This window comes from Gordonibacter pamelaeae (assembly GCF_003340385.1).
Classification (GTDB): Bacteria; Actinomycetota; Coriobacteriia; order Coriobacteriales; family Eggerthellaceae; genus Gordonibacter; species Gordonibacter pamelaeae.
In genome coordinates this window covers 169,159-192,426 of sequence record NZ_PPTS01000003.1, presented here as the reverse complement: position 1 = coordinate 192,426, position 23,268 = coordinate 169,159, and the positions used below count along the sequence as shown (strand labels likewise).

General features: G+C 67.4%; 17 protein-coding genes and 3 tRNA genes. 8 read left to right on the top strand and 12 right to left on the bottom strand.

The window, feature by feature from the left end; translation table 11 throughout:
• Positions 1-145: 145 nt before the first annotated feature.
• From C1877_RS05920 to tig, 5 genes are all read right to left on the bottom strand, one after another.
• On the bottom strand, positions 146-691 hold the full coding sequence (locus tag C1877_RS05920; protein ID WP_114568655.1) for a zinc ribbon domain-containing protein: 546 nt from the start codon (positions 689-691) through the stop codon (positions 146-148).
• 228 nt (positions 692-919) lie between these two features.
• Positions 920-3,610, bottom strand: coding sequence for a valine--tRNA ligase (locus C1877_RS05915; RefSeq protein ID WP_114568654.1), 2,691 nt, complete (start codon positions 3,608-3,610; stop codon positions 920-922).
• 96 nt (positions 3,611-3,706) lie between these two features.
• On the bottom strand, positions 3,707-5,104 hold the full coding sequence (clpX, locus tag C1877_RS05910) for an ATP-dependent Clp protease ATP-binding subunit ClpX (protein WP_114568653.1): 1,398 nt from the start codon (positions 5,102-5,104) through the stop codon (positions 3,707-3,709).
• A gap of 6 nt (positions 5,105-5,110) precedes the next feature.
• Positions 5,111-5,746 (bottom strand): ATP-dependent Clp protease proteolytic subunit, encoded by a 636-nt coding sequence (locus C1877_RS05905; RefSeq protein ID WP_015538715.1) that lies wholly within the window; start codon positions 5,744-5,746, stop codon positions 5,111-5,113.
• Positions 5,747-5,917: 171 nt separating this feature from the next.
• A complete protein-coding gene (gene tig / locus C1877_RS05900; protein WP_227153998.1) occupies positions 5,918-7,417 on the bottom strand; it encodes a trigger factor in 1,500 nt (499 codons plus the stop codon).
• A 344-nt stretch (positions 7,418-7,761) separates the two neighbouring features.
• On the opposite strand from tig, the gene C1877_RS05895 reads away from it, so the two are divergent.
• Complete coding sequence (locus tag C1877_RS05895) at positions 7,762-8,121, top strand: hypothetical protein (RefSeq protein WP_041239908.1); 360 nt, start codon at positions 7,762-7,764, stop codon at positions 8,119-8,121.
• Positions 8,122-8,172: 51 nt separating this feature from the next.
• Here C1877_RS05895 and C1877_RS05890 read toward each other — a convergent pair whose 3' ends face one another.
• Entirely contained in the window at positions 8,173-9,492 is a 1,320-nt protein-coding gene (locus C1877_RS05890) for a (Fe-S)-binding protein (RefSeq protein WP_181813802.1), read from the bottom strand.
• Positions 9,493-9,496: 4 nt separating this feature from the next.
• On the opposite strand from C1877_RS05890, the gene C1877_RS15140 reads away from it, so the two are divergent.
• On the top strand, positions 9,497-10,252 hold the full coding sequence (locus C1877_RS15140; protein ID WP_181813801.1) for a hypothetical protein: 756 nt from the start codon (positions 9,497-9,499) through the stop codon (positions 10,250-10,252).
• A gap of 64 nt (positions 10,253-10,316) precedes the next feature.
• Here C1877_RS15140 and C1877_RS05885 read toward each other — a convergent pair.
• Positions 10,317-10,401: transfer RNA gene (locus C1877_RS05885), tRNA-Leu, on the bottom strand.
• A 116-nt stretch (positions 10,402-10,517) separates the two neighbouring features.
• Here C1877_RS05885 and sstT point away from each other — a divergent pair.
• Complete coding sequence (sstT, locus tag C1877_RS05880; protein WP_114568650.1) at positions 10,518-11,774, top strand: serine/threonine transporter SstT; 1,257 nt, start codon at positions 10,518-10,520, stop codon at positions 11,772-11,774.
• Between the two features lie 95 nt (positions 11,775-11,869).
• Here sstT and C1877_RS05875 read toward each other — a convergent pair whose 3' ends face one another.
• Together C1877_RS05875 and C1877_RS05870 are read right to left on the bottom strand one after the other, a co-directional pair.
• Positions 11,870-12,445 carry a DUF4230 domain-containing protein gene (locus tag C1877_RS05875; protein WP_015538716.1) on the bottom strand — a complete coding sequence of 192 codons (576 nt, stop codon included), beginning with the start codon at positions 12,443-12,445 and terminating at the stop codon, positions 11,870-11,872.
• 150 nt (positions 12,446-12,595) lie between these two features.
• The gene (locus C1877_RS05870) at positions 12,596-14,446 is read right to left on the bottom strand and encodes an NYN domain-containing protein (RefSeq protein ID WP_114568805.1); all 1,851 of its coding nucleotides are present in this window, start codon (positions 14,444-14,446) and stop codon (positions 12,596-12,598) included.
• A gap of 249 nt (positions 14,447-14,695) precedes the next feature.
• Here C1877_RS05870 and C1877_RS05865 point away from each other — a divergent pair.
• Positions 14,696-14,772, top strand: a tRNA-His gene (locus tag C1877_RS05865).
• A gap of 90 nt (positions 14,773-14,862) precedes the next feature.
• Positions 14,863-14,938, top strand: a tRNA-Lys gene (locus C1877_RS05860).
• A 353-nt stretch (positions 14,939-15,291) separates the two neighbouring features.
• Here C1877_RS05860 and C1877_RS05855 read toward each other — a convergent pair.
• Positions 15,292-16,458, bottom strand: a complete 1,167-nt coding sequence (locus tag C1877_RS05855) for a phosphoglycerate dehydrogenase (protein ID WP_015538717.1) — start codon at positions 16,456-16,458, stop codon at positions 15,292-15,294.
• Between the two features lie 329 nt (positions 16,459-16,787).
• On the opposite strand from C1877_RS05855, the gene C1877_RS05850 reads away from it, so the two are divergent.
• From C1877_RS05850 to C1877_RS05840, 3 genes are all read left to right on the top strand, one after another.
• Positions 16,788-17,363: a flavodoxin family protein gene (locus tag C1877_RS05850; RefSeq protein ID WP_015538718.1), complete on the top strand. Its 576-nt coding sequence runs from the start codon at positions 16,788-16,790 to the stop codon at positions 17,361-17,363.
• Positions 17,364-17,501: 138 nt separating this feature from the next.
• A complete protein-coding gene (locus tag C1877_RS05845) occupies positions 17,502-18,203 on the top strand; it encodes an RNA polymerase sigma factor (protein WP_227155115.1) in 702 nt (233 codons plus the stop codon).
• Positions 18,200-20,029 carry a hypothetical protein gene (locus C1877_RS05840; protein ID WP_114568649.1) on the top strand — a complete coding sequence of 610 codons (1,830 nt, stop codon included), beginning with the start codon at positions 18,200-18,202 and terminating at the stop codon, positions 20,027-20,029. Before C1877_RS05845 ends, C1877_RS05840 begins: the two co-directional genes overlap by 4 nt.
• Positions 20,030-20,251: 222 nt before the next feature.
• On the opposite strand, the gene C1877_RS05835 is transcribed toward C1877_RS05840, so the two are convergent.
• Together C1877_RS05835 and C1877_RS05830 are read right to left on the bottom strand one after the other, a co-directional pair.
• Positions 20,252-22,354 carry an ABC transporter permease gene (locus C1877_RS05835; protein WP_114568648.1) on the bottom strand — a complete coding sequence of 701 codons (2,103 nt, stop codon included), beginning with the start codon at positions 22,352-22,354 and terminating at the stop codon, positions 20,252-20,254.
• Positions 22,344-23,180: an ABC transporter ATP-binding protein gene (locus C1877_RS05830; protein WP_041238742.1), complete on the bottom strand. Its 837-nt coding sequence runs from the start codon at positions 23,178-23,180 to the stop codon at positions 22,344-22,346. Before C1877_RS05830 ends, C1877_RS05835 begins: the two co-directional genes overlap by 11 nt.
• Positions 23,181-23,268: the final 88 nt, after the last annotated feature.

Genomic DNA, 23,268 nt, shown 5'->3' with positions numbered 1-23,268 from the left:
ACGGCCGCGTCTTGAGTGCGCAGCCTGGGCTCAGTATGCCACGAACGGCCGGAAGGTCCCCCGGGCACACGGTTTCAACAGACGCCGCAGAAAGCAGGCATAAAAAACCGCCTCGGGATCGAGGCGGCTTCTTCGACAGCGCGGGTTACGGGGCGGGATGCTCGCCTTGCGGGGAGCGGGTCCGGCCCTGCCTCTGCTGGGGAGCCGCTTGCTGCGGCTGCTGCGTTCGGGCGCGCGGGGCGCTGCGGCGTGCGGGCGCGGCACCGCCCACGGGGGTCGCGCAGTAGGGGCACACGGTCCACGACGGGTCGAGCGCATGGTTGCAGGTGCCGCAGAGGTTCTTCAGGCGCTGGTGGCAGTTCGGGCACAGCACGAAGTCGGCCTCCACCGGATAGCCGCAGTTCGCGCACTCGCCGTACTTCATGAGCTCGCGCTGCTTGAGCGCGATCTCCAGCTCCTGCTCGTCGCGGTCGATCTGCAGCAGCGGCGGGCGCAGCAGGCAGTACGCGATGATGCCCAGCAGCGGGATGAGCGCCACGATGGCCCACACGTACCAGTAGGAGCCGCGCAGGTACGCGTCGCGGACCACCCAGACGATGGAGAGCACGTACAGAATGACGAGCAGTATGACGACCACGGTGAACGCGGCCTGCAACTCGGGCGTCCACAACTGGGACAGCAGTTCGCTCATTTCAACCTCGTTTTCTTCGACTTGCCAGGCGCCGCACGGGCGCCCGATGCACCGTGCCGGCCGCCAGAAGCGCCGACACGGTCAGTCATTATACCAAAGTTGTCCGACCGCACCCCCGTGTTCAGGCAATTTCCGCAAGAGGCGCCCATCCGGACCCGTGCCCGCGCCTCGATGCGTCCTGGCGGCCGGCGGGTGTGACAGGGGGTCCCTGTCACACCCGCTCCGCCCCTACCCCAATTCTGCCAGCTGGGCCTCCACGCGGGCGAGCTTGTCGGCGAGCTCGGCGTGCTTGGCGCGGTCCTTCTCCACGATCTCGGGCGCGGCCTTGGCGAGGAAGCCGGGGTTGGAGAGCTTCTTCTCCAGCTTGCCCGCGTCGGCGGCGAGCTTGGCCTGCTCCTTCGCAAGGCGCTCGCGCTCGGCGTCGAGGTCCACGAGGCCCGACAGCACCAGGTACACCTCCAGCCCCGCGCCCAGCACGGCGCTGGACTCGGCCGGCTTCTCCACCTGCGCGCCGATGGCGAGCGACGCCGTGTTGCCCATGCCCTCGATGAGCCCCCGCTGGGCCTCGAGCAGGGCCGCGTCCGCCTCGTCGGCCTTTACGACCACGGCCAGCTCGGACTTCGGCGAGATGCCGTAGCGGGCGCGCGTGCTGCGGATGGCCGACACCGTCTCGCACACCATCTCGATGGCGCGCTCGGCCTCCGCATCCGCGTACTTCGCCAGCTCCTGCGCGTCCGGCCACGCGGCGCCGATGAGGTACGGCGCGCCCTCGCGGTCGATGGGCAGCTCCTGGTATATCTCCTCGGTCACGAACGGCATGATGGGATGCAGCAGGCGCAGCGCCTGGTCGAGCACGAACACGAGGTTGCGCTGGCACGCCAGGCGGTCCGCCGGGTCGGCCCCGGCGCCCAGGCGCGCCTTCGAGAACTCGATGTACCAGTCGCAGAACTCGTTCCAGAAGAACGCGTACAGCTCGCGCGTGGCCTCGCCGAACTCGAAGCCGTCGAACGCCGCGTCCAGGCGCGCCACGAGGCCCGCCAAGCGCGAGAAGATCCAGCGGTCGGCCGGCGTCGAGGGCGCGGGCTCGCCCGGCTCATAGCCATCCAGGTTCATCATGACGAAGCGTGCGGCGTTGCGGATCTTGTTCGCGAAGTTGCGCGAGCTTTCCAGCTTCGCCTCGTTGAACTTGAGGTCCTGCGCGCCCGTGACCTGCATGAGCAGGCCGAAGCGCATGCCGTCGGCGCCGTAGTCCTCCATGAGGCGCAGCGGGTCCACGCCGTTGCCGCGGCTCTTGGACATGGGCTTGCCGTCGGCGGCCATCACCGTGGGGTGAATGATGACGTGCTCGAACGGGATCTGCTCCGTGCAGTACATGGACGCCATCACCATGCGCGCCACCCAGAGCCCCATGATGTCGCGCGCGGTGGAGAGCACCTGCGTGGGGTACGCGGCGCGCATCTCGGGCGCGTCCACCCCCTCCTCGGTCCAGCCCATCGTGGCGAACGGCCACAGCTGCGACGAGAACCACGTGTCCAGCACGTCCTCGTCCTGGCGCACGGGCTTCCCGCACACGGGGCACGCCTCGATGTCCTCCACCGACGCGTCCTCCCAGCCGCACTCGTCGCAGTAGAACATGGGGATGCGGTGCCCCCACCACAGCTGGCGCGAGATGCACCAGTCCTTCAGGTTCTCCAGCCAGTCGAGGTACACCTGGCGCCAGCGCTCGGGATGGAACTGGATGCTTCCGTCCTCCACCACGCGCGCGGCGTCGCGCTTGAGGCCGTCCACGGCCACGAACCACTGCTCGGACTCCCAGGGCTCGAGCTTCGTGTGGCAGCGGTAGCACGTCATGACGGAGTGGTCGTGGTCCTCCACGTGGTCGAGCAGCCCCAGCTCGTCGAACGCGGCCACCACGGCCTCGCGGGCCTCGTCGCGGTCCATGCCGCTGAACTTCCCGTAGCCGTCCACCACGTGCGCCGTCTCGTCGAAGATGTTGATGCGCTCGAGGCCGTTGCGCTCGCCCATCGCCCAGTCGTTCGGGTCGTGCGCGGGCGTGGTCTTCACGCAGCCGGTGCCGAACTCCATATCAACATGCCAGTCGGCGAAGATGGGGATCTCACGGTCCACGAGCGGCAGCTTCACCGTCTTGCCCACGAAGTGCTTGAAGCGCTCGTCCTTCGGGTTCACCGCCACGCCCGTGTCGCCGAGCATCGTCTCGGGGCGCGTGGTGGCCACCACGAGGTACTCCAAGTCGCCCTCGGGCTCGGTCAGCGGGTAGCGCAGGTACCACAGGTGCCCTGCCTCGTCCACGTACTCGGCCTCGTCGTCGGAGATGGACGTGGTGCAGTGCGGGCACCAGTTCACGATGCGCTTGCCCTTGTAGATGAGGTCGTCGTGGTACCAGTCCACGAAGAGCTTCCGCACGGCCTTCACGTAGGCCGGCTCAAGCGTGAAGTGCTCGTCGTCGTAGTCGCACGAGCAGCCCATGCCCTTGATCTGGTTCACGATGGTGGTGCCGTACTCCTTGTACCAGTCGTAGCACGCCTCGACGAACGCCTCGCGGCCTATCTCCAGACGGCTGATGCCCTGGTCGGCCAGCTTCTTGTCCACCTTCGTCTGCGTGGAGATGCCGGCGTGGTCGGTGCCGAGGATCCAGCGCGCGGGCCGGCCCTGCATGCGGGCGCGGCGGATGCACGTGTCCTGGATGGTGTCGTTCAGGGCATGGCCCATGTGCAGCACGCCCGTGATGTTCGGCGGCGGGATGACGATGGTGTAGGGCTGCCCCTTCTTCGCGCCGAATCCCTCGCCGCGCTGGAAGTAGCCGGCATCCTTCCATGCCTCGAAAAGGGGGCGCTCGTGGGCTGCGAAGTCGTAGTCGATCTTCCTCGCCCCGGATTTCTCGTTCGTGTTATCGGCCATGGTCTGCTCTTTCGTCCTCAAAGTCTCTCAAACCGAAAAGCGGGCGCGCCGCACATCCGCGATCCGCCCGCTCGTCTCCCGTATCCCGCGACCGCGCTATGCGCTCTGCAGGCTCACCTCGTCGCCCATCGGCAGGACCTCGGCCCCGCCCGCCGGCTCGATCTCCGGCTTCGTCTCACCCGTGATGTCGCTCGCGCGCACGGTGACGGCGGTGGCGCCCTCGTGCTCGGGGAGGTCGTACATCACGTCCATGAGCACCCGCTCGCAGATGGAGCGCAGCCCGCGGGCGCCCGTGCCGTGCTCGACGGCCTCGTGCGCGATGGCGGTGAGGGCCTCCGGCTCGAACACGAGCGTGGAATCCTCGAAGTCGAACATCTTCGTGTACTGCTTCACCAGGGCGTTCCTCGGCTCGGTGAGGATGCGCACGAGGTCTTCCTCCGACAGCTCGTTAAGCGACGTCACCACGGGGATACGGCCCACGAACTCGGGGATCATGCCGTACTTGTTCAGATCCTCCGGCAGCACCTGGGCCAGCAGCTCGGCCTCGGCGTGCTTCTTGGACTCGGGCATGTCGGCGTTGAAGCCGAGCCCCTTCTTGCCCACGCGGTCGGCGATGATGTCGGCCAGGCCCACGAACGCGCCGCCCAGGATGAACAGGATGTTCGTGGTGTCGATATGGATGAGCTCCTGCTGGGGATGCTTGCGGCCGCCCTGCGGCGGGACGCTCGCCTCCGTGCCCTCCACGATCTTCAGGAGCGCCTGCTGCACGCCCTCGCCGGACACGTCGCGCGTGATGGACAGGTTCTCGGCCTTGCGGGCCACCTTGTCGATCTCGTCGATGTAGATGATGCCTATCTCAGCGCGCGGGATGTCGAAGTCGGCCGCCGTCATGAGCTTGAGCAGGATGTTCTCCACGTCCTCGCCCACGTAGCCGGCCTCGGTGAGCGTGGTGGCGTCCGCGATGGCGAACGGCACCTTCAACGTGCGGGCGAGCGTCTGCGCCAAGAGCGTCTTGCCGGAGCCCGTGGGGCCCAAGAGCATGATGTTGCTCTTGGCCAGCTCCACGTCGCCCTCGGCCGCGTCGGCCCCCAGGCTGATGCGCTTGTAATGGTTGTACACGGCCACGGACAGCGCCCGCTTGGCCGCCTCCTGCCCCACCACGTGCTCGGAGAGCTCCGCGTACAGCTCGTGGGGCGTGGGCAGGTCGGCCAGCACGTCCTCGGGTGCCGGCTCGGCCTCGGCCACGTACGGCTCGCCCGCGCGCTTGGCGTGGCGGCCCTGCGGCTCGGGCTCCATCGGCACGTCCGCCTCGGGCGGCACGGAGAGCCCCAGATCGCGCATCATGGCGTCGGCGCACACTGAGATGCACTCGTCGCAGATGTAGATGCCGTTGGGGCCCGAGATCATCGCGGCCACCTCGTGCGGGTGCTTCCCGCAGAAGGCGCACGCGATGTCGTCCCGGCCGGCGAATTCCTCGTGTTTCTCGTTCGTCATAGCAGGTTATTCGCTCTTCTTCTCTTCGGTGTCCGCGGCGGCGGCGCGCGACGTGGTGATGCGGTCCACCAGGCCGTAGGCCAGCGCCTCCTCGGCGGTCATGTAGTTGTCGCGCTCGGTGTCGGCCTGGATGGTCTCGAGCGTCTGGCCCGTGTTGTCCGCGAGTATCTTGTTCAGGCGGTTGCGGGTCTTCAGCATGAAGTCGGCCACGATGGCGATCTCGGTCTGCTGGCCCTGAGCGCCGCCGGACGGCTGGTGGATGAGCACCATGGAGTTCGGCAGGCACATCCGCTTGCCCTTGGCGCCGTTGGACAGCAGCACGGCGGCCATGGAGGCGCACTCGCCCAGGCAGATGGTGGACACGTCGCACTTGATGAAGTCCATGGTGTCCAGGATGGCCAGGCCCGCCGTGACGGAGCCGCCCGGCGAGTTGATGTAGAGGGAGATGTCCTTCTCGGGGTCGGCGCTCTCCAGGTGCAGCAGCTGCGCCACCACGGAGTTCGCCACGTTGTCGTCGATCTGCTCGCCCAGGAAGATCACGCGGTCGTTCAGCAGGCGGGAGTAGATGTCGTAGCTGCGCTCGCCGCGCGGGGACTGCTCGATGACGTAGGGGATCAGTGCTGCCTTGGTATCGTAGCTCATAGCTTGTTGCCTCGCTTTCGCTCGCGGCCCCGGCGGGACCGCACGGAATCGTCTAATGCCATAGTGATGTACGTTTCGCCGCCACGCAAGGCCAGGCTACCGTTTCGTTACCCTCGGCGAGACGAGCGGACGCGCCCCCGGGAGGGCGCGTCCGAAGGGCCGCCTGCGGCGCTATTCGGCGTCCGCGGCCTTCTCGGCGTCGGCGGCCTCGTCCTTCTTGGCCTTCTTCGGGGCGGCCTTCTTGGCGGCCGGCTTCTTCTCGGTAGCCTCGGCCTTGGCCTCGTCCTTCTTGGCGGTCTTCTTGGCCGCGGCCTTCTTGGCGGTCTTCTTCTCGTCCTTCTTGTCGGCGGCCGCTCCCGGCTCGACGATGGTCACGACGGCCTTCTCCATGACGTCCTCGGCGGCCCTCGTGCGGGCGATACCGTTCTTCACCATGTGGAGCTGGCCGTTTCGGCGCCACTCCTCCTGGAGCTTCTTCGGATCCTCCACGCCGCTCTTCACGAACTCCTCGGCCACATCCTCGTCGGTGACCTCCATGTTGTAGTGGCGCGCCCACGCGTCGAGCGCGAGGTCCTGCTTGGTCATGTCGGCGGCCTGCGCCTTCACGTCCTCCTTGAAGCGGTCGGGCGTGATGCCCTGCTGCTTCAGGTAGGCGTCGAAGCTCACGCCCTGGCGCTGCAGCTGCTGGAAGAAGTCCTGCAGCAGGCTCGTCTCGGCCTCCTCGCACATGGCCTCCGGCACGTCGCCCTGCAGGCGGTCGGCCAGCTTGGAGAGGCACTGGTTCTCCTTGATGCGGGGCAGCACCTCTTCCTTCTGCTCCAGGATGGAGTCGGCCACGCGGGTGCGCAGGTCGGCCACGTTCTCGAAGCCGAGCGTGTCCTTGACCCACTCGTCCGTGACCTCGGGCAGCACCTTGTTCTTGACGGCCTGCACCTCCACCTCGAAGTTGATCTTGGACGTCTTGCCCATGAGGGGCTGCGTCATGACGGTCGGCTCGGCCGGCACGTCGATGGAGAACTCCTTCTTCTGGCCCTTCTTCATGCCCACGAGCTCGGCGTCGAACGCGGCCGGGAACAGGCCGGTGCCCAGGCCGTAGAGGCGCGTGGGAGATGTCAGGGAGGCGATGTCCTCGCCGGCGTCGTCGGTGGCCTTCATGCCCAGGTCGAGGTAGCTGTCCTCCTTGACCTTCGTGGCCGCGGCGGCGTCCTCGTAGTCGTAGTAGTGCTCGCGGAGCTGGTCGATCTGGTCGTCGACCTCGGCGTCGCTCGCGCCCTCGGCGGGCATGTCGATCTCCACCGGCTCGTAGCTGGAGAGCTCCAGCTCCGGCTTGACCTCCACCTCGAGCGAGTACTCGAACGGCTTGCCGGCCGCCACGAGGCCCATGTCCTCGGCGAACGTCGGCTTCGACACGGGGTACAGGTTGCATTCGTCGATGGCGAGGGGATAGGTCTCGTTCACCACGTCGTCCGTCACCGTGGCGGGAACCGCCTCGGCGCCCAGCGCGTTGTCGATGATCGGGCGCGGCGCCTTGCCGGCGCGGAACCCGGGGAAGTTGTACTTGTGCGCGAAGTCCTTGTAGGTCTTCTTGATGCGCGCGTCGATATCCTTGGCATCGACGGTAACGGTCACCTTGACGCGGTTATCCTGCAATGCCTCAACTTTTGTCTCCACGTAACTATCCTCCATCATTTCCGATAAATCGCCTCGCGGCAGCGTGCGCGGTGCTCTCGGCGGCTGCCCCCTAGCGGCGCGCATCCGCGTCGGCCTCGCAAGACGTCCGAGTCGCACTCTGGCACACCGAAACGGAATTATCGCACATATGGTAGGGTTGAGGAAGCAGGTTCACGAAGAACCGACGAAAGAGGTGCGGTACGCGGGCGCGAGGCGCCGCGCTGCCCGTCCGGAGCCTCCGGGTACCGGGACGTTTCCTGATCTCCGGCGATTTTCCACATCCCCCGCCCGCCGCGACCCGCTATCATGGAAACCATCATCATGAAACCGATCGAGAGGTGCGCGTGGCCATCTCCTTGAACATACCGCAGGAGCGCGAGCTGGCGCGGCTCATAGACTACGAGCGCTCGACGTGCAGCGTCGAGGGCGAGCTCGTGTACCGCTGCGCCTTCCCCTACCGCCCCGACGACGAGCTGCAGGCCGAGCTCATCGATGCCGGGGCGCTGGCCGCGAAGGCCGAGGGCAAGCGCGGCACCATCGTGGTCATCACCTCGGACGGGTACTCCTTCTTCCTCGAGCGCAACCGTGCCGAGCGCGAGCGCGTCCGCCGCGAGAAGCGCGACGCGCGGCTCATCGGCCTGTCGGCCCTGTTCGCCGCGCTCTGCGTGGTGGCCGGCTTTTTGCTGGGACGCTTCCTGGCGTAAGGGCCGCGGCGGCCTTCCCGACGGCCGGGCCGCGCATCGGGCGGCGCCCTCCTAGGCGAAGAACGTCTGGGTGAGCCAGGGGCCGTACTCGCCTTCCCACATGCCGCCCAGCTGGGCGAACACCTGCGGCCAGTCGATGGTCTGGCCGAACAGCAGCTCCAGGTAGTGGCGGTTGCCGATGCCGCGCTCGGGCGGCGCGCCGAGGCAGGCCTGCGCCACCGTGTAGGTGCAGGTGGGGCACGTGGTGACGAGTGTCTCGGCGCCGGTCGCGCGCGCCTCGTCGATGATGCGCCACACGCGGCGCTCCGTGACGTCGCCGTCGTAGGCCGCCACGGCGCCGCCCGCCCCGCAGCAGAGCGTGCCCTTGCGGCGGTGGTCCATCTCCAGGCGGGCCGTCCCGGGCAGGTTGCGCGCCACGAGCGCGCGGATGGCGGCGCCGTGGCGGCCGTCGAAGCGGTCGTGGCACGAGTCGAAGAACGTGACGCTTCGCTCGGGAAGCGGCGCGAAGCCCGTGGGGCGGCCGGCGCGCTCGGCGGCGCGGCTCTTCTGCAGCAGGAGCTCCGGCAAGGGGACGATGTCCACCTCGTCGCCCATGAGCTCCACGAACTCCTCCCCGCAGCCGGGGCACACCGTGACCACGCGCACGATGCCCGCCGCGCGTATCTGGTCGAGGATGCGCTGGCGCAGCGCGGCGGCGCGGTCGAACAGCCCGGCGCTCATGAGCGGGCTTCCGCAGCAGTCGGTGGAGAGCGCCCAGGCCACGCCGTTGTCGGTGAGCCACCTCCCCACCGTGCGCGTGAGCTCGGGCGCGTAGCTCACCAACGAGCAGCCGGGGAAGAACAGCGTGTCCGCCAGGCCCGGCCCGTGCTCGGCCGCCTGCTCGAGCGAGGCGAGCTCCGGGTAGCCGATGCCGTAGACGGCACGGTAGGCGCTGAAGATGTTCCACTCGTTGTCCACCATCACGAGCTTGGAGTCGTCGGGCGGCATGAGCCCGGCGCGCATGAACAGCACGCGCCAGTCGCGCATGCGCTCGGGCGCAAGCACATGGGTCTGGCACGTGGCCGTGCAGAAGCCGCAGAAGCAGCAGCGGCGCAGCGCGTGGTAGAGCTCGGGGCGGTCCTGCACGAGCTGCAGCACGGCGGCGGGCTGGTCGTCGAACGGCAGCGCCGCTATGGCGCCGTAGCCCTCCTCCACCTGGCCCATGTCCAGGTCCGGCTCCTTCAGCACCTCGCAGCGCAGCGTGCAGCGCTTGCAGTGCGCGCAGGTGAGCTTCTTGTTCGCCCAGGCGGCCAGCATATCGAGCTTGGCCGCGTCCAGGCCGGCGATCTGCCCGAGCTCCTCGGTCGTGAGTTTTTCCGGTCGTGGCTGCATGCGCATGGCGTACTCCCCCCTCGTATCCGCGACCAGTTTAGCGCAACGCGCCCCGGCCGAGGCGAGAATCGGGCGAGGACGCGCATTTTGCGCAGCTGCGGCAAACATATTTTATACTGAAGTAAACAAGAACGATTACTCTACTGTCGGGGGTTTTGCTGTGGAAGAATTCTTATCCAATGTGCTAGCAAATATGCTTGCGGCTTTAGCTGTTGCCACACTCTTAACAGTTTTCGGCTATGTCTTTCGCAACAAAATCAAAAGGATTTTCATCAGCAACGATCTCGCTCCAAGCAATGTCATACCCAGAGTATCGATAGAAAGTACAGGGCCTTTTTGGGACACAAATATGATAAAGTACTGCTCAATTTTAGTAGAAAGTAAAGGAAAGGTTAGCTTGTCGAAAATAAGGCTTTATGTTTGTTTTATTTCAAAAAGCTCATTAAGTATTACGCCTTTAGATGTAAAGGCGAAATATAAATGGATTAACGATGGCAATGGCGAACGAGTACAATACAATATTCCTTTATCCATGCTCGATAAAGAGGGAAAAACTGATAGACGTCTTTTCGTGCAAATGCTGGATAACAAAGGTGTTAAATACCGTAGGACCGCTTATTTATCTGACGAGTGTAATGTTTCGCCACAATCCATAATGAGAGTCCGCAGAATGTTACCAAAAAGATCAATTCAGGCGGTCTCATCTAATCAAGTCGAAAAGCTAATTAATAAATATACCCTAGATATCGCCAAAGGTTAGCTCTGCCTTAGATGCGGAAAGCTGTTTTTTTCTTTAGGAGAAGCTTAGATTCAGAAAATTTGCTTGGTGCGGGCGAAAGGACTCGAACCTTCACACCTTTCGGTACCAGAACCTAAATCTGGCGCGTCTGCCAATTCCGCCACGCCCGCACGTGCGCCCTTTTCGCGCAGCGAACATGATAGCAGAACTTGGCGGCGCGCGGCCAGGTTGCGCGGTCTGCTATCATAGGCGCCCGAACCGTAGGGAACGAAGGCAAGGAGCAGACGTGGACTTCAAGGCGCTTGCGCGCAAATACAACGATATCAGCCTTATCAAGCGCATCGTGGCGGGACTCGCCGTGGGCACGGCGCTGGGCATCGCGTTTCCGAGCGCAGAGGCCGTGGGGCTTCTGGGCACGCTGTTCGTGTCGGCCCTGAAGGCCGTGGCGCCGGTGCTCGTGTTCTTCCTCGTGACAAGCGCGCTGGCCAACGCGAAGGCGGCGGGGTCCATGCGGACGGTCGTGGTGCTCTACCTGGTGAGCACGTTCGCGGCGGCGCTCGTGGCCGTGGGGGCGAGCTACCTGTTCCCCACCGATCTGACGCTGGCGGCCCCGGCGGAGGCCCAGGGCACGCCCTCGGGTATCGGCGAGGTGCTGGGCACGCTCGCCTCGAACATGGTGGCGAACCCCGTGGACGCGCTGGCGAACGCGAACTACCTGGGCATCCTCGTATGGGCCGTCGTGCTGGGCATCGCGCTGCGCACGGCGTCGGGCACGGTGAAGGACGTGTTCGCAAGCGTGTCGGACGCCGTGTCCACCGTGGTGCGCTGGGTGATCGCGCTCGCCCCGTTCGGCGTGCTGGGGCTCGTGTACACCACCGTGTCGCAGAAAGGGCTGGACATCTTCGCCGAGTACGGGCGGCTCCTGCTCGTGCTCGTGGGCTGCATGGTGTTCATCGCCCTCGTTGCGAACCCGCTCATCGTGTTCGCCTGCGTGCGCGCGAACCCCTACCCCCTCGTGCTGCGGTGCCTGAAGGACAGCGGCGTCACGGCGTTCTTCACGCGCAGCTCGGCGGCGAACATCCCGGTGAACATGGAGCTCTGCCGGAAGCTCGGCCTCGACAAGGACAACTACTCGGTTTCCATCCCGCTGGGAGCCACCATCAACATGGCGGGCGCGGCCGTGACCATCACGGTCATGGCCATGGCGGCCGCCCACACGCTCGACATCGCCGTGAACCCGCTCGCCGCCGTGGTGCTAAGCGCGCTGGCCGCCGCCTCCGCCTGCGGCGCGTCGGGCGTGGCCGGCGGATCGCTTCTGCTCATACCCCTGGCCTGCTCGCTATTCGGCATAGACGGCGACGTGTCCCTGCAGGTGGTGGCCATCGGCTTCATCATCGGCGTGGTTCAGGACTCGTGCGAGACGGCCCTGAACTCCTCGTCCGACGTGCTGTTCACCGCCGCGGCGGAGTACCGCCAGCGGCGCCTCGAGGGCCGCAGCTTCCGCCTGGGCCGCGACGCGTTCGACGAGAACGAGCTGGCGTAGGGCGGGGCGGGGCAAGCCCCTTCCCATACGGAAACGGCGCGACGGTCCACCGGGCCGCCGCGCCGTTTCCGTATGGGGCGCAGTTTGCGCCCCTCTTACGCGTCCACGATCTGCAGCGTGTAGGCGCCCTCTCCCACGGTGAACGGGTGCAGCAGGTTCTCCACGAGGGTGCGGGCCTGCTCGTTCGCCTGCTCGATCATGCCGGTCTGGTCGACCTTGCCCTCGGCGTCGGCCTGGGCCGCTTTGAGAGCCTCGGCGGTGTCCTGCTTGTTCTCCCAGTTGAACAGCGCGAACGCGGAGTCGTAGAACTCGATGGAGTGCGGGTCTATCTCGATGCCCAGAAGACGGGCCTGCGGTAGGCGCACGGTGACGGTGCGGCCGCTCACGTCCACGGAGGCCTGCGACAGGTCCACGCCGGCGCGCACCTCGGCGTCGTAGACCATGGTGAAGCCCTTCTTGTTGATGAAGTCGATGTCGCCGTTCTCATAGCGCACGAGGCCGCGGTACTCCAGCTTGGCCGTGGCCAGCTCGCTGGAGTTCGTGAGCTGCTCCTGGATGGACGTGGCGGTGAGCTTGACGCTGGGCTCGAAGGCGCGCTGGAACGCGAGCGTGCCCACGACGCCCACGGCGACGAGCGCCACGGCCGCCACGATCGCGAGAATCTTCTTCATGGCAAGGTTCCTTCTCGATGGAAACAGGATCAAGGGGCAGGATACCACGGACGCACGGGCACCCGTCCTCCGTCAACGAGCGGTTGAAAAGGGGCGCGAGGCCGGCCCGCTGCCGAAGGGCGGGCCGGCCTCGCTGGTCCGCAGCCCGCCTTAGCGGGCCAGGCGGGCGTAGAACTGGCCGTCGCGCTGCTCGACGTCAACGCCCTCGAGGTCGGCGAGGTACGGGCGGAACTGGGCATAGCCCAGGTCGCGCAGCTTGAACGTGCGGAACCTGCCGCGCACGCGCTTGCCGAGCGTGGCGAGCGCCACGCCGTCGGGGCCGGCCTCGGCCAGCGTCTGGCGGATGTACTCCTCGGGCCCGCCTGCGGCGTGGGCGTCCTGCGCGGGAGCCTCGGGTGCTTGCGCGGCCTTGGGTGACTTGGGGGCCTTGCCGGCCTTCGCGGCCTTCTCGGCGGGACGCGCCGCCTCGGCCGGGCCGGCCGCCTTCGCGCGCTTCGCCGTGGGCTTCGGCGCCGCCTTCGCGGAAGCCCTCGCCGGGGCCTTCGCGGGCGCCTCGGCGGCTTGTGCCGGGGCCTCGCCCTGCTCGACGGGCTGCGGGGCCGCAGCGGCCTTGGCGGCCGGCTTGCGGCGGGACTTCGGCTTCGGCGCTGCGGGCGCCTGCCCCTGCCGCACCCCTGCGGGTTCCTCGGCCTGCGGGGCGGCCGGGGCGTCCTGCGCCTCCGCCTCCGGCTCCTTGCGCGCGGCCGGCTTCGCCTTGGCCGCAGCCTTGCGCCCGCCCATGGCGTTCGCCCATGCGGCGGCGGCCCTCAAGCGCGCTGCCCGGCCCGGACGGTTGTCCACGGGAGGCTCTTCGACAGGCTCGGGCTGCGCGGCGCGCGAAGCGTCCTGCGGCTCCTCCGCCGGGGCATCCGGGGCAGGAGCCTCGGCGCCCTTCGCCTCGACGGCATCCTCGGCCGTCGCCTTCGGGGCGTCGCCCTTCCCGCCGCGGTGCGAGGCCGGGCGCGTGGAGCGACGGGGCTTCTTCGCGGAAGCGCCCTCCCCGCCCCCGTTCGCAGCCGGCTGCCGCACCGGCTCGTCAGCGCCCTCGGCCGGGACGGGCTCCGCCTGCGCGTCGACTGCGCCCTCGGCGCCGGCAGGCCCCTTCGGCTCCTGCTCGGCCTGCGCGTCGGACGCCTCGGCGGCCGGCGCCTCCGCGCCGTGCGGGGCGTCCTTGCCGCGGCCGCCCCGGCGCTCGCGGTCGTCGCCCGCGAGCTCCACCGTCACCGAACTGCCGTCCTTCGTGATCTGCACGCTCGGGAACTCGTCGAGCAGCTTCGACAGCAGGTTCGTGCCGTAGCTGCGCACGTCGAAGTCCGGGTAGCGCTTCAGCAGGCGGCTGCCCACCTCGCCGAGGCCGGTGGACTTCCCGTTGTTCTGGTTGTCCGTGATGATGTTCACCACGGCCTGCTCGATCTCCTCCTTGCTCGCGGTGGCCGTGCCCGCGCCCGCGCCGGCGGCGTTCGCGCCGGCCTGGTCGCCCCGGCCCTTGCCGCGGCCGGACGCCTTCCCACCCGCGTCGCCCAGCAGAAGCTCCAACGTGGTGAAGATGTCGCACGCCTTGCGGAACGGCGTGGGCGTCTTCTTCTCGCCCATGCCGATGACCGTGAGGCCGCTCTCGCGGATGCGGCTGGCCAGGCGCGTGAAGTCGCTGTCGCTCGACACGATGCAGAAGCCCTCCACCGAGCGCGTGTACAGGATGTCCATGGCGTCGATGATCATGGCCGAGTCGGTGGCGTTCTTGCCCTGCGTGTAGCCGAACTGCTGGATGGGCGTGATGGAGTTCTCCAGCAGCGCGTCCTTCCATTTGGCGTGGAGCGTGAGCGTCCAGTCGCCGTAGATGCGCTTGTAGGTGACGGTGCCGTACTTCGACAGCTCGTCGGTGATGGGCTTTATATACTTCGCCGACACGTTGTCGGCGTCGATCAAGAGCGCGAAGCGCTTTTCAGATGATTGCTTTTCCACGTGGTGCCGCTCCTCGGTGAAAGGGATGGTGGCGGGCGCGCCCAGGCGCGCGACGCCGGCTTTTGCGCCGTGGCCGGAAGCGGTCGGCAGCCCGAAGCTGTTCCAACCGGCGGAAAACACGGCGTTTCAGGCAACTATACTACTCTAAACGGGCCGATCAGAGCCCGATTGCAGCAAGTCTGATACAATTTGTCCATAATCCTCTTGCACTCAGGGGAGAAAATCCGTATACTTCCACCTTGCGCCTTGGTGGCTATAGTTCAGTTGGCTAGAACGCCAGATTGTGGCTCTGGAGGTCGTCGGTTCGAGTCCGATTAGCCACCCCAGCGCGCTTTTTGAAATTAGGGCTTGCAATCGCTGGACGCATGCTTTAAGATAGCCCAGCGCTTTGAGCACTTTGACATAGTTTTTTCTTTGGACCGTTAGCTTAGTTGGTAGAGCAGGGGACTCTTAATCCCAAGGTCCGGGGTTCGAGTCCCCGACGGTCCACCATTGAAATCAAATCAACCCCGCTTATGCGGGGTTGTTGCATTTTTGGGGAACGGTGACTCGAACCGATGAGGTGGTTTTCCGTTAAGAGAACAGCCCGGTGGGCTGTTCTTAGGAAAACGCCCGAGGCATCTGCGATGCCGAGGGGTGCGGATTCGCGAAGCGAATACGCGAGTCCCCGACGGTCCACCATTGAGAACCTAAAAGCCAGCCGGCAGAACCGGCTGGCTTTTTTCGTTTTGCGAGCATCTTCCCTCCCCGCCTGCGGGGAGGAGGGCCGAACCCGAGAACGGGCCGGCCCTGCTGCCGCCGCGCCGCATGCCCCTCGGACATGCGGCGCGGCTCGGAACCTCCCTTTAACACACCACGCGCACGCGGCGGACGCCCTCGAGGGCCTCCAGCTTCTCCACGGCGGTGGCGGGCACGGGCTGGTCGAGGTCGAGCATCGTGTAGGCGGCGTCGCCGCGGGACTTGTTCGTCATGTTCTCGATGTTCACGCCCTCCTCGCCGAACACATCGGTGATGCGGCTGATCATGCTGGGGATGTTCTCGTGCATGACGGCCGCGCGGCTCATGCCGGCAGGGCACGCGCCCATGTCGCACGCGGGGAAGTTCACCGAGTTCTTGATGTTGCCGTTCTCAAGGTAGTCCATCATCTCCTGCACGGCCATGGCGGCGCAGTTGTCCTCGGCCTCGGCGGTCGACGCGCCCAGGTGGGGCAGCACGATCGCGTGCTCCATCTTCATGACCTCGGGCGTGGCGAAGTCGGTGATGTAGGCGCCCACCTTGCCCGACGCCAGCGCCGAGGCCATGGCGGCGTTGTCCACGAGCGTGTCGCGCGAGAAGTTCAGCACCACGGCGCCGTCCTTCATGAGCGAGCAGGCGCGCCCGCCCACCATGCCGATGGTGCCCTCCATGGCCGGCACGTGGATGGTGAGGTAGTCGCAGGTGCGGAAGAGGTCGTCCAGGTTCGTGACGTGGTGGACGGCGCTCGAGATGCGCCATGCGGCGCCCACCGAGACGTACGGGTCGTAGCCGTACACGTCCATGCCCAGCGCCACAGCCGCGTTCGCCACCTCGGCGCCGATGGCGCCCAGACCGATGACGCCCAGCTTCTTGCCCTTGATCTCGCAGCCGGCGAACTGCTTCTTCGCCTTCTCCGCCGCCTTGGCGATGTTCGGGTCGTCGGCGTTGTCGCGGCACCATGCGATGCCGTCCACGATGCCGCGGCTTCCCAGCAGAAGCGCGCACAGCACGATCTCCTTCACGGCGTTGGCGTTGGCGCCCGGCGTGTTGAACACGACGATGCCCTCCTCGGCGCAACGATCCGTGGGGATGTTGTTCACGCCCGCCCCCGCGCGCGCGATGGCCAGGAGACCGTCGCCGAACGCCATGTCGTGCATGGCGGCGCTGCGCACGAGGATGGCCGATGCCCTCGCAGGGTCGTCGGTGAGCTCGTAGGAATCGGTGAGCAGGTCGGTTCCGTGCGAGGAAATGTTGTTCAAGCAGTGGACGTAGCGCATGGTTCTTCTCCTTCTCTTGTATAAGGTGAGGCCGAGGGCTGCCGTCGCGCAGGGGAGCCGCGCCGTCGTTGCGTGGGAGCCGAGCCGCTTTAGCCTGCTACAGCAGTATACTCCCTCCCCCGCCCGGCGGGCGGCGAAAGGGCGGCGCCCGCGCGAACGAGCGCGTGGGCGGGAAGCAGGGACGCGATTTGAAAACCGTCGCAGCGGGGCCGCGGTGGGCGCGGTACAATCGGCTGCGACGGAAGCCGCGCACGGCTGACGGGAACGGCGCGGCGTGCGCGGCAAGGCAAAGCGGATGCGGCCAGGCAGACGAGGGAAGGCGGAGGACCATGGGGAAGAACGTGCTGGTGCTGAACGGGAGCCCGAGGAGGAACGGCAATACGGCGGCGCTCGTCGACGCGTTCGCGGAAGGGGCCGCCCAGGCGGGCCACGACGTCGTGCGATTCGACGTGGCGCTCATGGACATCGCGCCGTGCCGGGGCTGCTTGGGCGGCGGCGCCGATGCGGACAGCCCCTGCGTGCAGAAGGACGACATGGACGCCGTATACGCCGCCTACCGCGCGGCCGACGTGGTGGTGCTGGCGTCGCCTATGTACTGCTGGAGCGTCACCGCGCAGGAGAAGGCCGTGCTCGACCGCCTGTTCGCGCTCATGGAGGCCGGCATGCGCGCCGCGGAGGCGGCCGCAGCCGAGGCGGGCGGCAAGGGCTGCGTGCTGCTCATGCCCGCCGAGGAGGACACGGAACGCAACTTCGCCCCCGTCGTCTCCTACTACGAGGTGCTCTGCGAGCGCATGGGTTGGCGCGACCTGGGTCGCGTGCTGGCAGGCGGCGTGTACCGCGTAGGCGACATCGCCGGCAACCCCGCCCTCGACGATGCCCGCGAGCTGGGTGCCAGCCTGCGGTAAGGCAAAGAGGGCGGCAAGCGAGGGCGCGAGCGCCCAACGGGCGGTTTCGACGGGCGATCGAAACCGCCCGTCTTTTTTCGGGCAGAGCGCAACAAATGACGGTTCCTTCCCCGTGTTCTAGGGGAAAGGAGATGGGATATGGAAGAATCAGGCGAGATGGCGCTGCCCGCGGGCTTCGGCGCCGCAGGGCGGGGGCGGCCGGACGCGGCACGTCCCCCGCTCGACGGCGCTTCCAGCGCCGGCGCGTCCCGGGCGGCAGGCGGCGGCGATGCGCGCAACGCCTTCCGCGGCGACGCCCCCGACGCAGCCGCCGAGGCAAGCGTCGCGCAGGCGCGCGAGGCGGCGGCGTTCCTCGAGGACGCGGTCGGGCGCTGGGGCGACACGGTCCTGCGCCTGGCGGCGAGCCGCACGGGCAACCGCGCCGATGCCGAGGACGTGTTCCAGACCGTGTTCCTGCGCCTGCATCAAGGCGGCAAGCGCTTCTGCGACGACGAGCACCTGAAGGCCTGGCTTCTGCACGTGACCGTCAACTGCTGCAACGACCTGCACCGCAGCCCCTGGCACCGGAAGCGCGCCGCCCTCGGCGACGATGACGTGGCACGCCTCGCCGACCGTCCCGGCCCGAACGCCCCGGAGGGCGCCGCGGGCCGGGACGACGAGCTGGAGGCCGCCCTCGCCCGCCTGAGCGACCGCCAGCGCACCGCCGTGCACCTGCACTATTACGAGGGGTACGCAACCGACGAGATCGCCCGTATCACCGGCGAGCGCCCCGCCACCGTCCGCTCCCACCTCCACCGCGCACGCAAGGCCCTCAAGATCGACCTAGGAGCACGCCCATGAACGAGAACGAGTTCCGCACGCGCTACGCCGCGTCGCAGTCCCCTGTCGAAGCCTCCCCCGAGCTCAAGCAGCGCGCCGTCTGCAACGCCCTGCAGGAGGGCACGGCACAGCACGCCGGGAGCCAGGCGCCCGCGAAGGGAGCCGCACCCGCGAAGCGCCCGGCCCGGCGCCGCCCCCGGCCCACGTCGCGCACCGCCGGCTTCTCCGTCGGCGCCGCATCCCTCGCCCGCCGCTGGGCGCCGGCCGCAGCCGCCTGCCTCGTCGCCGGCGCGCTCGCGGTGGCCGGCATCCCCGCCCTCACCTCGTCGCTCTCCGGCTCCCCTGCCATCACGCTCGACGAGGCCGCCGCACGCTGCGGCTTCTCGGTGCGCGCCTATGCGAGCGACGGCAGCGCGCCGCTCGCACCCGGGGAGGGCGGCACCGTGGCGTTCGACCGCGACCTGGGCTACCGATTCCGGGGAGGCGACGATTACAAGGTAAGCGGCTTCTTCTCGGGCTGCCTCTTCCACGTGGAGGGCGAGGGTATCGTCCGCGTGCAGGCGCATCTCACGGGCGGGGCGCTGTACCGCGTGACGTTCGAGGACGGGCCGACCGACCCCGACGACCCGCGCATGGGCGAGCTTGCAAGCTGGAAGCCCACGTCGCGCGGCACCGGCGAGTACTACGGCGGCTACGACTTCGTGGGCAGCGCCATGCGCGACGGCGAGAGCAAGCTTAGCCTCGCGAAGCTCATGGGCGCCACCATCGACGTCTCCGCGGACGACGACCCCGGCATCGCCGACGGCACGACGAGCTTCGGCCTCTGGACGAACGAAGGCGAGGTTCCCGAGGATGTCTTCAACGACTCGCAGTCCCCCGTCATCGACCTGTTCGACGGGCAGACGCTCACCGTCACCGTGACGTTCGAGGACGGCAGCACCTCCACGCAGGCCATCGAGCTGCACGTCGCCAACTTCGAGACCGAGATGGTTGACGGCGCCCCCCGCCTGACCCCCCGCCTCGCTGCGGACGATGCCGAGGCGAGCACGTCGGCGAAGTCGCTCTACGGCACCGTGGTGGAAGCCGGAAACGGGCCGTTCCCCTTCCCGCTGGACGACGCGAACGACCGCGCCGACGAGGTGCTGCCCGCCTCGATCATCGAGCGGCAGGACGACACGTGGCGGGCAACCGTCGAGGTGGACGGCGCGCACGTCGACGCGACGCTGCCCGAGAACGCGCTCACGGCGGCCGATGGCGAGATCCCGTTCGACTTCGGTTACGAGAACCCCGACTACTCCTACACGAATGCCGAGAGCCCGCAACGGCTGACCGCCCAACTGGCCATGAGCTCTCCTTCCCTCTCGCTCTCCGACACCCTGCCGGGCGGGAAGACGCTCGGCGACTGCCTCTTCGTGATCGGCGGCTGGCTCGGAAACGCGCGCTACCTGGACAAGTGCTCGCGCGAGGTGTGGGGCTACGGCTACAACGACGACGGCACCTTGACGAGCAACGATTACCGCTACGCGTCGACGACGGTAACGGTGCGCAACCTTGGCGATACGGCCGTGCCCGTCTGGACGAGCGTGCTCTACGAGTTCGCCCTGCGCAACGACGACGGGACGCTCGACGTGGTGCGGACGGGTTACGATCTGGACTTCGAGGCTTCGGGCGACACCCTGCCCTCCGACAACCCCCAGCACGTCGTCATCGCGCCGGGCGGCACGGTGCAGCTGACCATGGTGCGCGTCCTGCCCACGTACGTCCTGGAGAGCGACAACCTGGTGCTCGTGCCGACCGACAATGGCAGCCTGTTCTCGCACGCGTTCGCGCTCGGCCGGCAGATGTAGGAAAGAGGAAGATCGCTCGCGCGTGCCTCGGCCCCTCTGTCGGCCGGCCGAAAGCACGCGCGCGATGGACGCCGTCCGGCGCATCAGGGCAACCTTGGAGGTTCGCCCGATGCGCCGGACAGCTCGCACGACACGCACGTACCCGGCCGGCTGATAAGGGGAGGACATGCAAGCGGCTGCTAGCAGGGTCCGCAGGTCGAACCTGCGGGGGCGTCTTCGTCCTTACTCGCGGGCGAGCTTGCGGGCGCCGAGGTACGTCACGGCGAAGTACACGCCGTACACCGCGAGGAACGCGCCGGCGCAGGCGAGCGCCATCGAGGTGATGTCGAGGTGCCCGAACACGGCCACGACGTCGGTGACCACCACGAGCGCGCACGCGGAATGCGCCACGGCCAGCAGCAGCGGGAACAGGAAGTACACGAGCACCTGCACGAACAGCGCGCCGTCGATCATGCGCTCGGGGGCGCCTAGCTTGGCGCACAGGCCGTAACGCTGCGCGTTGTCGGACGCGTCGGAGAGCTGCTGGATGGCGAGTATTGCCGCACAGGCGATGACCAGGACGAAGCCCAGGTAGATGGCCAGATATGCCACGATGGTAGACAGGCTGATGCTCTGGTCGAACACGTCGGCGCGCGTCATGGAAAGCGTGACGGGCCAGGTGTCGGGGTTGTCGGTATCCGCCACGGCGTCCATCATCTCGCCGAACGCCGCCTCGTCCGCATCGCTTGCGCACTGCACGTCGAGGATGGACTGCAGGATGCGCGCGTCCTCGGGCACCGCCTCGTCGGGCACCACGAGCGTGCCGGTGTTCATGGGGAACGGCGTGGTCTGCAGGCAATCATCCCGAAACTCGACCACGCGCATATCGCGTCCGCCCACCGGCAGCGTGGTGCCGCGATCCACCGCATCGCGGTAGAACCCGCTCGTGATGTCGGAGTCGCTGTAGATCGCGCACTCCCCCGCGCCCAGCTCGAGCGCGGGCTTGCCCGCCAGCGCAAGCGCATCGTTCACCTGTGACAGCGCCGCCACGTACACGGGGTACACGCCGTAGCCGCTGTTGATGGAAGCGCCCGCGTAATCGGCCAGCACCAGGCCGCTCGCGCGCTCCACGTCGTCCATCACCAGGCCGTCGGACGGGTCGACCATGAGGTCCACCTGCGCCGTGCCGGACACGACCGCGTCGAAGTCGCCCGCCCCCACCGCTGCTGCACTCGCGCGCAGGCCGGCGGCCATGTCGTAGCCCTGCCGCTCGGCGAACTCGCCGAACGCCCCCAGGTCCGCCGGCTGGAAACCCGCCTCGGCGTTGTAGGAGCCGAACGACGTGGACACGCTGGCGCTGTAGTCGGTGCTCCTGTCCAGCGAGCCGTCGATGGCGTTGCGGATGCCGATGCCGCCGCACACGCTGGTGATGGCCAGGAACAACACGATGCACACCACCGACAGCGACGCGAACGTGGTGTTCACCTTGGCGCCCAGCTGCCGCAGCGTGAACATGTTGAGCCCGCGCAGGTACAGCGGCTTGATCATCTGCACGAGCTTCAGCAAAAAGCCCGACAGCGCGTAGAAGAACAGCACCGTGCCCACGCACACGAGCACCGTGGCCGCGGCGAATTCCGGCGAAGGCTCCATGAGCCCGTTGTCGATGAGCAGCTTGTACGATACGCCGATCAGCACGAGCGACACCGCGAACAGCACGAGCGACAGCGGCAGGCTCTTAAGCCTCATCTCCTCGTTCCTGCTGCCTGCATGGAGCAGGTCGATGAGCTTCGCCCGCGCCACCGTGCGCGCGTTCAAAAGGGCGGCCACCAGGAAGATAGCCGCGAACACGACGGCGGTCTTCACCAGCGCGTCGGCCGAGAACACGAACGCGAACCCACCGGCAGCGGCCACGTCGGCCTTGAACAGCGCGCTTGTGAGCTGCAGCAGAAGCTGCGAGAGCCCCACGCCCACCGCAAGGCCCACCGCGAGCGACACGGCGCCCACGATGAGCGATTCAAGCGCCACGATCCTCACCACGTCGCCCGAGCTCATACCCAGCGTCAGGTACACCCCGAACTCGCGCTTGCGCCGCTTGATGAGGAAGCCGTTCGCGTACACCACCAAGAACACGAGCACGAACGCGATGAACACCGACACCCCGCCGATCACCATGCCCAGAAGCTCGAACATCTTGTCCTGCGTCTCGGAGAACGCGAGCACGCCCTGTTGGGCCGTCATGGAGTTGAACGCGTAGAACACGGCCACGCCCAGCATGACCGTGAGGAAGTACACGCCGAAGTCCGCGAGGGACTTGCGCACGTTGCCGAGCGCGAGCCTAGCAAGCATGGCGCGCCACCTCGCCCTCGGCAGGCGCGTCCTCGCCCGCGCCGCCCATATGGGACACCATCTCCACGATCTTGCGGTAGAACACCCCGCGGTCGGCGCCCGATCGGCGCAGCTCGCCGTACAGGCCGCCGTCCTTGATGAAGATGATGCGGTTGCAGTAGCTGGCCGAGAACGAGTCGTGCGTGACCATGAGGATGGTGGACCCGCGGCTGTTCAAGTACGCGAGCGATTCGAGAAGCTGCTTGGCCGACTTCGAGTCGAGCGCGCCGGTGGGCTCGTCGGCCAGCACGAGGCGCGGGCGGCCCACCGTGGCGCGCGCAGCGGCAACGCGCTGCTTCTGGCCGCCGGACATCTGGTAGGGATGCTTCTGCAGCACGTCGGAGATGCCGAGCGTGCTCGCCGCCTCCTGCACGCGCGCATCGATCTCGCGCGCAGGGGTTTTCCGGATGGTGAGCGCGAGCGCGATGTTCTCGTACGCCGTGAGCGTGTCGAGCAGGTTCGAGTCCTGGAAGATGAAGCCCAGCTCCTCGCGCCTGAACCGCGCCAGCTCCTTGCCTGCGAGCGACCCCACGTCACGCCCGCCGATATGGATACTGCCGCTTGTGGGCGCATCGATGGTGGCCAGGCAGTTGAGCAGCGTGGACTTGCCCGACCCGCTCGGCCCCATGATGCCGGTGAACTCGCCTGCCGCCACCGCGAAGCTCACGTGGTCGAGCGCCTGCGTCACGCTCCCGTCGCGCTTGCGCCCCTCGATACCGTAGCGCTTGCCCACGTTGCGCACCTCGACCACGGTTTGCATCGGCTGCCCTGCATGTTGTGCCGCCATGTTGTCTCCTTCTCTCGATCGGTTCCGCAGACAAGCTTACGCGGGCGGCCTTACGCTTCCCCTTCCCCTTCCTTGCGTTTCCCTTACG